This window comes from Cellulomonas sp. P5_E12 (assembly GCF_054049315.1).
In genome coordinates this window covers 104,531-117,744 of the sequence record NZ_JBFUMP010000007.1, presented here as the reverse complement: position 1 = coordinate 117,744, position 13,214 = coordinate 104,531, and the positions used below count along the sequence as shown (strand labels likewise).

At 72.8% G+C, this 13,214-nt stretch carries 11 protein-coding genes; 6 read left to right on the top strand and 5 right to left on the bottom strand.

Annotated features, from left to right (window positions below):
- Positions 1-78: 78 nt before the first annotated feature.
- Positions 79-957 carry a non-homologous end-joining DNA ligase gene (gene ligD / locus ACXJKA_RS08370; protein WP_456824726.1) on the bottom strand — a complete coding sequence of 293 codons (879 nt, stop codon included), beginning with the start codon at positions 955-957 and terminating at the stop codon, positions 79-81.
- The gene (gene ligD / locus ACXJKA_RS08365) at positions 954-1,874 is read right to left on the bottom strand and encodes a non-homologous end-joining DNA ligase (protein WP_456824795.1); all 921 of its coding nucleotides are present in this window, start codon (positions 1,872-1,874) and stop codon (positions 954-956) included. Before ligD (ACXJKA_RS08365) ends, ligD (ACXJKA_RS08370) begins: the two co-directional genes overlap by 4 nt.
- 90 nt (positions 1,875-1,964) lie before the next feature.
- Here ligD (ACXJKA_RS08365) and ku point away from each other — a divergent pair, with 90 nt between their 5' ends.
- The 4 genes from ku to ACXJKA_RS08345 all read left to right on the top strand — a co-directional run bounded on the left by ku (position 1,965) and on the right by ACXJKA_RS08345 (position 4,838).
- Positions 1,965-2,873 (top strand): non-homologous end joining protein Ku, encoded by a 909-nt coding sequence (gene ku / locus ACXJKA_RS08360; protein ID WP_456824725.1) that lies wholly within the window; start codon positions 1,965-1,967, stop codon positions 2,871-2,873.
- Complete coding sequence (locus ACXJKA_RS08355) at positions 2,870-3,913, top strand: PHP domain-containing protein (RefSeq protein ID WP_456824724.1); 1,044 nt, start codon at positions 2,870-2,872, stop codon at positions 3,911-3,913. The genes ku and ACXJKA_RS08355 overlap by 4 nt, the downstream gene beginning before the upstream one ends.
- Positions 3,914-4,058: 145 nt before the next feature.
- Positions 4,059-4,340, top strand: a complete 282-nt coding sequence (locus ACXJKA_RS08350) for an HU family DNA-binding protein (protein WP_456824723.1) — start codon at positions 4,059-4,061, stop codon at positions 4,338-4,340.
- A gap of 93 nt (positions 4,341-4,433) precedes the next feature.
- Positions 4,434-4,838: a Fur family transcriptional regulator gene (locus ACXJKA_RS08345; protein WP_456824722.1), complete on the top strand. Its 405-nt coding sequence runs from the start codon at positions 4,434-4,436 to the stop codon at positions 4,836-4,838.
- Positions 4,839-4,841: 3 nt separating this feature from the next.
- Here the strand turns inward: ACXJKA_RS08345 and ACXJKA_RS08340 are convergent, their stop codons facing one another.
- On the bottom strand, positions 4,842-5,330 hold the full coding sequence (locus tag ACXJKA_RS08340) for a DUF6328 family protein (protein ID WP_456824721.1): 489 nt from the start codon (positions 5,328-5,330) through the stop codon (positions 4,842-4,844).
- 54 nt (positions 5,331-5,384) lie between these two features.
- On the opposite strand from ACXJKA_RS08340, the gene ACXJKA_RS08335 reads away from it, so the two are divergent.
- Positions 5,385-6,470: a threonine aldolase family protein gene (locus ACXJKA_RS08335; RefSeq protein ID WP_456824794.1), complete on the top strand. Its 1,086-nt coding sequence runs from the start codon at positions 5,385-5,387 to the stop codon at positions 6,468-6,470.
- Positions 6,471-6,527: 57 nt separating this feature from the next.
- On the opposite strand, the gene ACXJKA_RS08330 is transcribed toward ACXJKA_RS08335, so the two are convergent.
- A complete protein-coding gene (locus tag ACXJKA_RS08330; protein ID WP_456824720.1) occupies positions 6,528-9,131 on the bottom strand; it encodes a glycoside hydrolase family 6 protein in 2,604 nt (867 codons plus the stop codon).
- Between the two features lie 176 nt (positions 9,132-9,307).
- Positions 9,308-10,300 carry a LacI family DNA-binding transcriptional regulator gene (locus ACXJKA_RS08325; protein ID WP_456824719.1) on the bottom strand — a complete coding sequence of 331 codons (993 nt, stop codon included), beginning with the start codon at positions 10,298-10,300 and terminating at the stop codon, positions 9,308-9,310.
- A gap of 200 nt (positions 10,301-10,500) precedes the next feature.
- Between ACXJKA_RS08325 and ACXJKA_RS08320 the strand changes: the two genes are divergently transcribed.
- Positions 10,501-13,197, top strand: a complete 2,697-nt coding sequence (locus ACXJKA_RS08320) for a substrate-binding domain-containing protein (protein WP_456824718.1) — start codon at positions 10,501-10,503, stop codon at positions 13,195-13,197.
- Positions 13,198-13,214 lie beyond the last annotated feature (17 nt).

Here is a 13,214-nt window from a genome sequence, read left to right as displayed (position 1 = left end):
CTGTGCAGGTCCGCGGGGTGTTCTTCCCGGCTGTGACCACGCTGCCAAAGGTGGGGGCACCTCGCCATCCGAGATGCCTCAGGCGAACGGGTCTCCTCGCTCGGCGTAACGCGCGGCCACCTCGTCGGGCCCCAGCTGCGCCAGACCCGGGCCGATCTCGTCCCACCAGCGCGGCGCCGCGACGTGCGGGGCGTCCCGGCCGCGCAGCGAGTACGGCGTGATCGTCGTCTTCGCGGGGTGGTTCTGCGACCAGTCGATGAGCACCTTGCCACCGCGGAGGTCCTTCTTCATGACGGCGACGACCAGCCGGGAGTTCGCGGCGGCGATCTCGTAAGCGACGTCGCGCGCGTACTGCCGGATCTCCATCACGGTCTGCGTCCCGGGCAGGGGTGCGTACAGCTGCATCCCCTTGCTCCCCGACGTCACGGGCACCGTCGTCTCGATGCCGTCCGCTCGCAGCCGGTCCGCGACGAGGTGCGCCACCTCTGCGCACTCGGCCAGCCCCGCCGGCGCCCCCGGGTCGAGGTCGACCACCAAGCGGTCGGGCCGGTGGATCTTTCCGCGCGGCCCCACCCGCCACTGTGGCGTGTGCAGCTCGAGCGCGCCCTGGTTCGCCGCCCACACGAGCCCCGCCAGGTCGTCGAGGAACGGCAGCTCCAGCTCGGCACCCTCGTCCTCCGCACCGGGCGCGGCCCGCAGCGTCTGTCGGCGCACCCAGTCGGGCGCGCCCCGGGGGGTGTTCTTCTCGAAGAACTTCTCGCCGGCAACCCCGTCGGGCCACCGGATCCGGGTGACCGGCCGGTCCTTGAGCTGGGCCAGGAGCCCGGGCGCCACCTGCACGAGGTAGTTCATGACCTCGGCCTTGGTCGTGCCGGTCGAGGGGTACATGACCTTCTCCAGGTGGCTGACCCGCACCTGCCGGCCCTCGACGTCGACCATCTGGCGCTCGGGTGTCATGGCTGCTCCCAGGGGTCGGCGTCGGTGTCGGTGCGCACGCCCCGCACGACCGGCTGGCGCAGCCGGCCCGTGGGCGTCCGGGTCAGGTAGAGGGTGTCGACGACCACGGTGGGCTCCACCCACCGGGTCCCGCGCGCGTCGATCGCCGGCACCTCGTCGTCGAACGGGGAGTCCGCCCGCGGCGTGAGCAACCGTTGCAGCTCGGTGGCCCGCTTGCCCGTCAGCCCGCTGCCGGCCCGGCCGAGGTAGCGCAGCGCGCCGTCGGCGTCGCGGGCGCCGAAGAGGACCGCGCCGAGCCGGCCGGACCCGTTGGTCTCCTCGCGCCAGCCGCCGACGAGCGCCGCGCGCGTGGTGCGGTGCGGCGCCTTGACCCAGTCCGGCGACCGCCGGCCCGGCTGGTAGGCCGACGACCGCCGCTTGGCGACGACGCCCTCGAGGCCGAGCTGCTTGGTGATCTCCCACAGGTCCGCGCCGTCCGGGTACACCGGGGAGAGCTCGACGCGGTCGGGCAGGTCGAGCCGGGACAGCGTGTCCCGGCGCTCGTCGTAGGTGCTCCGCGTGAGGTCCACGCCGTACAGCCGCAGCACGTCGAACACCAGGAACGTCACCGGGCGCTGGGCTGCGAGGGCCTCGGCACGCCGCGGGTCGCGCACGTGCATCCGCTCCGCGAGGGCGCTGAACGACGGGATKCCGTCGGCCATGAGGACGATCTCGCCGTCGAGGATCGCGCCCTGGAGGTCGGCCAGCCCGGCCAGCTCCGGGTACGCCGGGGTGATCTCGCGCTCGTTGCGGCTCCACAGCCGCAGCCGGCCCGAGGTCGTGTCCGCGAGCGCCCGGACGCCGTCCCACTTCACCTCGAAGGCCCACTCGGACCCGCGCGGGAGCTCAGCCGGACCGGTTGCAGGGGTGGCGAGCATGGGCTCCACGGGTCCATCCTGCCCATAGGAGGCCGCGCGAGGCGCGGTCGAGCCCAACACGCCCAGCAGCCACCGACGGAGGTCACGACCATGCGAGCGATCTGGAAGGGTGCGGTCGCCTTCGGGCTGGTCAACGTGCCGGTGCGGTTGTACTCGGCCACCGGCGAGCACGAGGTCACGCTGCACCAGGTGCACAAGGAGGACGGCGGCCGGATCCGGTACCGCAAGTTCTGCAGCATCGACAACGAGCCGGTCGAGATGTCCGACATCGCCAAGGGCTACGAGACCGACGACGGTGAGCTCGTGGTGCTCACGGACGAGGACTTCGCGTCGCTCCCGCTGTCCACCGAGCGCGAGATCGAGGTGCTCGAGTTCGTGCCGGTGGACCAGGTGGACCCGATCCTCCTGCAGAAGACGTACTACCTGGAGCCCGAGAAGACCGCCGCCAAGCCGTACGCGCTCCTGCGCGGGGCGCTCGAGCAGGCGGACCGGGTGGCCGTGGTGAAGGTCGCGCTGCGCCAACGCGAGTCGATGGCGATCCTGCGCGTGCGCGACAACGTCATCGTCATGCAGACGCTGCTGTGGCCAGACGAGATCCGCGCGGCCGACTTCCCGGTGCTCGACGACGACGTCTCGGTGCGCCCCCAGGAGCTCGCGATGGCTGCCTCGCTCGTCGACTCGCTGGCCGCCGACTTCGACCCGTCGCAGTACGAGGACCGGTACGCGGGCGCCCTCGAGCAGCTGATCGAGGCGAAGGTCTCCACCGGGAACACGCGTTCCGTGCCGGTGCCTCCAGGCGCGGAGGCCGGCGCGGACGGCGGCGGCGACGTCGTCGACCTGCTCGCGGCGCTCCAGCGCAGTGTGGAGAAGGCGCGCGGTGCCCGCGGAGACGGCCCGGCCGCCGACGAGGAGCCGGCGAAGCCCAAGGCCAAGGCGAAGAAGCCGAAGTCCGACGAGGACGAGCCGACCCCGCGCAAGACGCGTCGCAAGGCGTCGTGAGCGAGGCAGCCGACAGGCAGGCGGAGTCGGTCGCATCGCTGCGCCGCATCGCGTTCCTGCTCGAGCGCGCCCAGGCCAGCCCGTACCGGTCCGAGGCCTTCCGCAAGGCGGCCGTCAGCGTCGAGCGGCAGGATCCCGACCGCCTCGTGGCGCTCGCCGCGTCGGGATCGCTGGCCGACCTGCCCGCGGTCGGTGCCCGGACGGCCGACGTCGTCGCGCACGTGCTGCGGGGCAAGCCGGTCGAGTACCTCGACACGCTCGAGGCCGAGTACGCGTCGGCGGCGCGCGCCGACGTCGATCCCCGCGCGGCGGCGCTGCGCGCGGCGCTCCGGGGCGACCTCCACTCCCACACCGAGGCGTCGGACGGTGCGACGCCCATCCAGGAGATGGTGCTGGCCGCCCTCGAGCTGGGCCACGAGTACCTGGCGATCACCGACCACTCGCCGCGCCTCACGGTGGCCAACGGCCTGTCGGCGCCCCGGCTGCGCGCCCAGCTGGATCAGGTCAGCGCGTTGAACCGCGCGGTCGGGCCGTTCCGGGTCCTCACCGGGATCGAGTGCGACATCCTCGACGACGGCGACCTCGACCAGGACCCGGACCTGTTGGACCAGCTCGACGTCGTGGTGGCGTCGGTGCACTCCAAGCTCCGCATGGAGTCCGGGCCGATGACGCGCCGGATGATCGCCGCGGTGAGCAACCCGCGCACCGACGTCCTCGGCCACTGCACGGGTCGTCAGATCAAGGGCAAGAGCCGCCCGCAGAGCGAGTTCGACGCGCGTGCGGTCTTCGACGCGTGCGCCGAGCACGGCGTCGCCGTCGAGATCAACTGCAGGCCCGACCGCCTCGACCCCCCGCACGAGCTCCTGGCGCTCGCGATCGACGCGGGCTGCGACTTCTCGATCGACTCGGACTCGCACGCACCCGGCCAGCTGGACTGGCTCATGGCCGGCTGCGCGAGGGCCGCGCAGCACGACCTGGAACCCGCCCGCGTGATCACCACGCTGCCCGTCGAGGAGCTCCTGGCGCGCACGCACCGCTGACGCGACACGCCCGGTGCGCGGATCCCGGGGTTTCTCGGGTTAGTGTCAGCCGATCGTCCCCGGTTGCCGCGGTCCTGCCGCGCGCCTGGGAACACGGCCCGGAAGTGGGCCCGCACGTCCGAGTGAACACAGAGGAGCACAACCAGTGAGCGTGAACCGCACCGAGCTCGTCCAGGCCGTCGCGGCCAAGACCGGCCTCACCAACACCGACGCGGACAAGGCCCTCAAGGCCTTCCAGGAGGTCCTCATCGAGAACCTCGCCGCCGGCGAGGCCGTCACGATCCCCGGCTTCCTGGCCGTGGCCCGCGCCGAGCGCGGTGCCCGCACCGGCATCAACCCCCAGACGGGTGAGAAGCTCGAGATCCCCGCGGGCTACCGCGTCAAGCTCACGGCCGGCAGCGCCCTCAAGCGCGCCGTCCAGAGCTGACCTCAGCACTGCCGACAGAGCCCTCGGTCCTTCGGGACCGGGGGCTCTGTCGCGTTATAGTGGGAACCACTCTCAGGAAGGCGAGGTCCCGGCATGGTGGTGGTCCCGCGGCAGACGCGACAGCGCGCCGAGATCCTGGACCTCCTCGAGGACGTCGACGAGTTCCGCAGCGCCCAGCAGCTGCACGAGATGCTCCGCGCCCGCGGGTCGAGCGTGGGCCTGGCCACCGTCTACCGCGCCGTCCAGAGCCTGTCCGAGCACGGTGACGTGGACGTGCTGCGCACCGAGGACGGCGAGTCGGTCTACCGCCGGTGCGAGCAGCGGAGTCATCACCACCACCTCGTGTGCCGGTCCTGCGGCCGGACGGTCGAGATCGAGGCCGGGCAGGCCGAGGCGTGGGCGGCCCAGGTGGGCGCCGCGCACGGGTTCGACGACGTCGACCACACCATCGAGCTCGTCGGCACCTGCGCCGCCTGCCGGGCGGCCGCCTCGTCCTGACCGTCAGACCCGCTCGCGCCGCGCGATGACTCGCGGGACCACCCACCACGACACGAACAGCAGCACCAGCGACGAGATCCCGATGGCCCGGCCCGCGTCGCGGGACACGACGACGTCGAAGATCAGTGCGGCGCTTCCCGCCATGACGAGGGCGAGCACCACCAGACCGGCGCGGGCGAACCCGGCCCCCGCCGTGACCAGCTCGGGCTTGAGCTTCCGGCCGAACAGGATGCGGTGCAGGCTGACGGGCGCCACGAACAAGGCAGTCGCCAGCACGGCCAGGACCACGAGCACCAGGTAGAGGTCCTTCTGGTAGTCGTCGAGATCCGCGAACCGTTGCTGGAACGGGATCGTCAGCAGGAAGCCCGTGAGGATCTGCGTGCCCGTCTGCGTGACGCGCAGCTCCTGGAGCAGCTCGTTCCAGTTGCGGTCCGCGCGCTCGTTGTCGGTCTCGGTCCGGCCGTCGTCGGGATCGGCGTCGATCTCGGGCAAGGTCAGCCTCCTCGGTGAATCCACGGATCATCCCGCATGGCACGCCGGGCACGCATGTGCAGCGGCCTCGTCCGTCGGGGGAGACTGCTCCCCGTGACCCGACTGCATGATGCCGACCGCCGCGACTTCGCCTCCGACAACTACGCGGGGGTGCACCCCGAGGTGCTCGCCGCGATCGCCGAGGCCAACGGAGGCCACCAGACCGCGTACGGCGAGGACGTCTACACCGCCCGGCTGCAGGAGGTCGTCCAGAACCATTTCGGCAGCGCGGCGTCCGCGTTCCCGGTGTTCAACGGGACGGGCGCCAACGTGCTGTCGCTGCAGTCCGTGCTGCCGCGCTGGGGAGCCGTCGTCTGCGCGGAGACCGCGCACATCCACACCGACGAGAACGGCGCGCCCGAGCGGGTCGGCGGCCTCAAGCTGCTCACGGTCCCGACGCCGGACGGGAAGCTGACGCCCGAGCTCGTCGCCACGCAGGCGTGGGGATTCGGCGACGAGCACCGCGCGCAGCCAGGCGTCGTCTCGATCACCCAGGCCACCGAGCTGGGCACGGTCTACACGCCCGACGAGGTCCGCGCCCTGGCCGACCAGGCGCACGGGCTCGGCCTCAAGCTGCACCTGGACGGCGCCCGGATCTCCAACGCCGCGGCGAGCCTGGGCGTGCCGCTGCGGGCATTCACCACGGACGCCGGCGTCGACCTGCTCTCGCTGGGCGGCACCAAGAACGGGCTCCTGTTCGGCGAGGCGGTCGTGGTGCTGGATCCCGCCGCGGACGGCGGGCTCACCTACCTGCGCAAGATGGACATGCAGCTGGCGTCGAAGATGCGCTTCGTCTCCGCCCAGCTCGTCGCGCTGTTCGAGGGCGACCTGTGGCTGCGGTCCGCGGGGCACGCGAACGCCATGGCGGCGCGGCTGCGCACGGGCATCGAGCACCTGCCCGGCGTCCGGGTGACGCGCCCGACGCAGGCCAACGGCATCTTCGTGATCTTCCCGCCGGGCGTCGCCGACGTGCTCCGCCGCCGCTGGAGGTTCTACGACTGGATCGTGGAGACCGGCGAGGTCCGGCTCATGTGCTCGTTCGACACCACCGAGGCGGACGTCGACGAGCTCGTCGCCGCCGTGAAGGACGCCGTCTCCTGACAGCCGAACGGGGGCCCTCCCGTGGGAGGACCCCCGCTCGGTCGTGCTGCCGCTAGCTCACGCGACGACGGTGCAGGGCGCACCGTTCAGCGTGAAGGCGGTGGGCGCGTTGTTCGTGCCCGTGTGCGAGCCGTTGAACCCGATGTCGGTCGAGGCTCCGGGCGCCAGCGTGGAGTTCCACGACAGGCCCTTCGCGGTGACCGCTGCACCGGACTGCGCCCAGTCGGCGCTCCAGCCCTGCGTGACGGCCTGACCGTTGGCGAAGGAGAAGCCGAGGGTCCAGCCGTTGATCGCGGAGCTGCCGGTGTTCGTCAGCTTGATCGACCCGGTGAAGCCGGTGTTCCAGCTGTTGGCCGTGTACTTGACCGAGCAGCTGCTGGTCGTCGTGGCCGACTTGGTGGTGGCCGAGGCCGCCGCCGAGGCTGCCGACACGTTGCCGGCCGCGTCCTTGGCCTTGACCGTGAACGAGTACGTCGTGGCGGCCGCGAGGCCGGTCACGGTGTAGCTCGGCGAGGTCGAGGAGCCCACCAGCGTGCTGCCGTTGTAGACGTCGTAGCCGGTCACGGCCACGTTGTCGGTCGAGGCGGTCCATGCCAGCGGGACCGTGGACGTCGTCGTCGTGCCGGCCGCGAGCGCGGTCGGGGCCGAGGGCGCCGTGGTGTCCGTCGTGGTGGCCGTCTGCGTGGTGGCCGAGACCGCGGCCGAGGCCGCCGAGACGTTGCCCGCCAGGTCCTTGGCCTTGACCGTGAACGAGTACGCGGTGGCGGCGGACAGGCCCGTCACGGTGTAGCTCGTCGACGTGGTGGTCGCCACGAGCGTGGTGCCGCGGTAGACCTCGTAGCCGGCGACGCCCGTGCCGCCGGTGTTGTCCGTCGACGCGTTCCACGTCAGCGGGACGGTCGTGGTCGTCGTCGAGCCGGCCGCCAGGCCCGTCGGCACCGAGGGTGCCGTCGTGTCGGTGACCGTGCCGGACGCCGTGATGGCCGAGACGGCTGCCGACGATGCCGACACGTTGCCGGCGGCGTCCTTGGCCTTGACCGTGAACGAGTACGCGGTCGCGGCGGACAGGCCGGTCACGGTGTAGCTCGTCGAGGTGGACGTGCCGACCAGCGTGGTGCCGCGGTAGACGTCGTAGCCGGCGACGGCCACGTTGTCCGTCGAGGCCGTCCACGACAGCGGGATGCTCGTCGAGGTCGGCGTGCCCGCGGCCAGGCCCGTCGGCGCCGACGGCGCCGTGGTGTCGGCCGGGGGAGTGGAGCCGCCCGCGATGACCGGGTAGGCGTTGGTGACCAGCGTCTTGAACTGGGTCTCGAACCACTGGCCTGCGAGCGGGGCGCCCGGCGTGGCGCCGGTCAGCTGGTTCTTGAGCTTGGGCGAGACGAAGGTCGGGTCGCACATGCGGTCGAACCGCTTGCCCTGGTCGTTCGCGATGTCCGTCGACGCACCGTCGGACTCACCCGGGGGCTTGATCCAGACGAAGGCGTCGAGGTGCGAGCTGGCGTAGCCGGCCGGCGACGACTGCGGGAGCTCGCCGATGCCGGCGCCCTCCGGGTTGCACCAGGCGCCGCGGTGGACGCGACGGTCGACGCGCGACTGGTCCACGTAGGTGTTGAGGTCGGTGCTCGTCGAGACGGCGGTGGGCCGGTTCGGGCCGCCCCAGCCGTTGCGCGACGTGTCGACGACCATGCCCAGCGTGGACGGGAACCCGGCCGCCGTGAGCAGTCGGTACATGTGGGCGGTGAAGTCGACCTCGTCGAAGTCGTAGTTCCACTCGTAGAAGCCGCTCGAGCGGATCGGGGTGTTGTTGAGGGACGCGGACCCGTCCGTGAGGAACGGCTCGTTGAGCGGGGTCGTGTTGGCGACGTCGCTGATGAAGCCGTCGACCGAGGCGAAGCCGGCGGTCGTGGACTTCGCCACGTCGGCGAACAGTGTCGCGGCGGGACCGGCGTTGCTGTCCCAGCCGAGCCACCCCGAGTGGCCGATGTCGATGTACGTGTAGACGTTGGGGATCGCGTGCAGCTTGTCGAGCGCGTACTTCACGCCGGCCCGGTAGTAGGGCGCCGCCTGCTGGCAGAGCGCCTCGGAGCTGTTGGTCACCAGGTTGGGCAGCGAGTCGGGCTCGATGGTGGCCGAGATCCGGATGTTGGCGTACTTCGGGTCGCTGAGCAGCGCCGCGATGGCGTCGATGTACTCGGTCTTGTAGCGCGCGAGCCCGGCGTCGGTGGCGGGGAGCTCACCGTTGGACGCCAGGGCGTAGCAGTCGCGGCCGGGCAGGTCGTAGATGACCAGGTTGAGGACGAGGGGTGCGGAGCCCTTCTGCGCCACGGCGTTGTCGAGGTGGAACTTCAGTCCCTGACCGTCGGCGTTGCCGGTGATCGCCGTGATCCGGTCCATCCAGACCGCGGTGGGCTGCTTGGCGACGGTGTGCATCTTCGCGGCGAGGGTGGCGTCGCCGGCGCGTGTGGCAGCGCTCTCAACCGACGCCGCCCACGTGGGGTTCACGTACTGCGTGGCGCCGGCGTAGGGGTTGTCGACGTGCGCCTCGGCGGCGCTCGCACTCGTGGTGATGCACAGGGGTGCTGCGACCAGCGCCATCGCTGCCGCTGCGGTAGCGGCCGCGCGAAGACGCTGCCTCACCGCTMTCTTGCCGTGTGTGGACACGTAGTCCTCCGGGAGTCGTTCGGCGTGCCCGGCCGGCCATCCCGCCCGGGCGCAAGTCGCCCGGGGAAGTCCACGGCGACTGGTTCGCTAGACCACCACGAGGATTTTCCGGACGGCACGGGGCGAAACGTTTAGGCCCTTCGCGTTATCAAACTGTGACTCGCATGAGAGCGTTCTCATCTTGACCGCGGGCCGGTGCTGCCCCGCACCGCGAGGCCGCCGATCTGGAGCTCCCGGCGCGCGCGCGGGTCGCCGTCGAGCACCGCCAGCACGGCCTCGCCGGTGGCCGTCCCGAGGTCCCGCTGGGCCGACGGGAGGGTCGTGATGGAGGGGGTCGCGAGGCGGCAGAGGGCCGAGTCGGAGCCGGCGACGATGGACAGGTCCCACGGCACGGCGAGCCCCGTCCGGCGCGCGACGTCGAGCGCGGCGACGGCCATCTGGTCGGAGTCGTAGACGATCGCGGTCGGCACCCGACCTCCCGTGAGGAGTCGTCTGGTCGCCACCGCGGCCTCCTCCGCGGCGCCTCCCGTGGCCTCGTGCGCGAGCACGCCACCGGCCGCGTCGAGGGCCGTGGAGAGCGCGCCGACGCGCGCTCGCGTGCGCAGCAGCGCCTTCGGACCGCTCACCAGCGCCACGTGCCGGTGCCCCAGCTCGAGCAGGTAGCGGCCCACGCGCCGGAACGCCTCGCCGTCGTCCAGGGTCACCGCGGCGAGGTCGACATCGCTCTGACCTGCACCGACGACCACCGCGGGGGCGCGCAGGCGGCGGAGCGCGTCGATCCGCGGGTCCTCGGCGAGGACGTCGGTGACGACCATGACGTCGAACCGGCGCTCCGCCCACCACTCGCCGTAGAGCGCGACGGCGGCCTCGGGTCCGTCGACGATCTGGAGCACGAGCGCGAGGTTGCGGGTGGCGAGCACCTCCTGCAGGGAGACGACGAACTCGAGCACGCCGGTGGCTTGAGCGACGGGCCCCGCGGCGCCGCCCCGGTCGACGACGAGACCGATGGCACGGGGGCCCGCCCGCATCGACCGCGCGGCCGCGCTCGGGCGCCACCCGAACTCGTCGGCGACCCGCAGGACGCGTTCGCGCGTCGCTGCCGAGACCCCCGGCCGACCGTTGAGGGCGTACGAGACGACGGCGATCGAGACGCCGGCCGCGCGGGCCACGTCGGTGATCGTCGGGCGGCGCGCCGGGGCCGGCGAAGGGCTGGGGGAGGACGGCCCGGATGTCGGCGTCGACCGTGACGGGGAAGAGGCGGGCGCTCCGGAGTCATATGCAGGTGTGACCACGATCACCTAGTGTGTCGCCCGATGCGGGTGAAATGCATCATCTCGGCTCCGACGACGTGGGCGAGGGATGTGGGGTCATGGGAACAGTGCGACGCGGGCCGGTCTCTCCGACGGCGCGACGAACGATCGGTGTCCTGTCGCCGGTGGTCGGTGGGTTCTACTTCGGGGCGCTGATCGCCGGGGTCGCGCGGGCCGCGCGGGCCGCCGGGCACCGCGTGGTCGCGGTGCAGACGTACCCGGCGGGGCTCGACCGCGAGCGGTACCCCGACGAGTCCATCCTCGACGCGCCCGTCGCGCTGGGGGCGGTGGACGGCCTCGTCGTCGTCGGCAAGGCGCTGCGCAGCGACCGGCTGGCCTCGGTCCAACAATGGGGGCTGCCGGTGGTGCTGGTGAGCGAGGAGCCGCAGTCCGCCGAGGACGCCGTGGTCCTCCCCGACAACCCCGGCGGGGTGAAGGCCGCCGTCGAGCACCTGCTCGGGCACGGCCACACCGCGATCGGCTTCGTCGGCTGCCTCACGCAGCGCGACATGCGCGAGCGCTTCGCCGCGTACCGCGCGACGCTCGCCGAGCACGGCATCGAGGCCCCCGACGCCTGGATCTTCGAGGCGTCCGACAACCACGAGCAGGGCGGCGCCGACGCGGCCGCACGCATGCTGACCGCCGGTACCCCGACCACGGCGGTCGTCGCCGCCACGGACCGGAACGCGATCGGCTTCCAGCGCGCGCTGCGGGCCGCCGGCCTCGTCCTGCCGCGCGACCAGGCCGTCATCGGGTTCGACCACGCCGACTCGGGCGCCCGGGTGACGCCCCGGCTCTCGACGGTCGACGCGCACTACGACCGGGTGGGCGAGACGGCCGTCTCGCTGCTGCTGTCCCGCATGCGTGGCGAGGAGGTGCCCGGCGGGGAGTACCGGGCGCCGTCCTCTCTTGTCCTGCGCGAGTCCTGCGGCTGCACGGAGGCCACCCGGTCGGCGTCCACCCCGGCGGACGCGACCGGCGGGCGCAGCGGCTACCAGTCGCTCCGGGCGCTCGCCGAGACCGCCTTCGTGGGACCGTCCGGCGTCGGAGGAGCGCGGCGCCCTGGTGCCGCGCCGCGGGAGGCGTGGTGGCACGCCGTGATCGAGCCCATCGAAGCGGCGGCCGAGCGCGGGTCGCTGCCCGGCGCGCCGACCCTGGCGCGTCTCGCCGATCTGACGGTCGCGATGCAGCCGCACCCCGAGGCGCTCGAGCAGCTGGTGACCTGCCTCCGCGAGGTCGAGAACGACGTCGTGGAAGCGCTCTCGCACCCGCAGCACGACACGGCGGTGCGGCGCGCGGTCACCGAGGTGCTGCTGGCGGTGACCAAGGGTTGCACCAGGTCGATGCTGGCGCGCAGCGGGCAGCTCGAACGGACGATCGTCGACCAGTACGAGGTCGACATGGACCTGCTGCGCGGCGACGGAGCCAGCCCGCGGGCGCTCGGCTGGTTGCCGCGCGGCGTGCGGGGGCACGCCTGCCTGGGGCTGTGGCTCGGCGCGGACCGGGGGCCCGGCGACCGCGAGATGGAGATCGTCGGCGTCCACGACACGTCGGGCACCCTGTCGCGCCTGGTGGGCGTGCGCACGACCGCGAGCCAGTTCCCGCCCGCCGCCCTCACGCGCGCCGGGACCGTCGGGTCGAACGAGCTGACGTTCGTCGTGCCGGTGACGTTCGGCGGCAGCGACTGGGGGCTGCTCGCGATCGACGGCACGGTGGAGACCCGCGCCACGAGCGCGCGCGACCGGTTCAACCACTGGGCGGCCCTGCTCGCGGTGGCGCTCGACCAGGAGCGGCTGCTCGCCAACCTGCGCGAGCAGCGCCGGGCCCTGGAGCAGGCCGCCGCGCGGGAGCGGTCGCTGGCGGACACCGTCCGCGCCAGCGAGGAGCGGTACGCGCTCGCGTCGATGGCGGCGCACGACGGCACCTGGGACTGGGACGTGTCGGCCGGCACGGTCTACTACTCGCCGCGCTGGAAGCAGACGCTCGGCTATGCCGACGACGTCATCGGCGACTCGCCGGGGGAGTGGCTCGAGCGCGTGCACCCCGCCGACCGCGACGAGCTCTCGGCGTCGATCGCCTCGCAGCTGGCCGGCGCCGGGTCGCCGCTCGAGCTCGAGCACCGCGTGCGGACGTCGTCGGGCGACTACCGCTGGATGCTCTGCCGCGCCGTGACGGTGCTGGACGACGCCGGCTGTCCCGCCCGGCTGGTCGGCGCCCTGGTCGACGTCACCGAGCGCAAGGAGGCCGAGCTCGCGCTCCAGCGGGACGCGCTGCGCGACCCGGAGACCGGCCTGGTCAACCGGCTGCTGTTCCTCGACCGCCTCGGGGCGGCCGTGCTGCGGACCCGCCGGGCCCCCGGGTACGACTGCGCTCTCGCGCTCGTGCGGGTCCTCGACGGGCCGACCGTCCCGACCCAGGGTCGCCTCGACGGCGTCGGCGACGCGCGTCTCGACCTGCACCGCGAGCTGGTCCGCCGGCTGCGACGCTCGTTGCGCGAGGGAGACACGCCCGCGCGCATCGCGGAGGACGACTTCGTCGTGCTGCTCGACGACGTGGGCCCGGGTGGCATGCCGGCGCGGCTGTCGCTGCTCCTGGACCAGCTACGGCAGGAGCTGGGCTCGCGCGTCGCCATCGGGGTGCTCGGCAGCATCCGCGGCTTCCGCGACGTCGGCGAGGTGCTCCGCGAGGCGGACATCACCGTGCTGCGCGGGGCGTCGCGCCCAGGACGCCCTGCCCCCGGGTCGGTCCTCCGGTAGCACGACGCCCCTGCCTC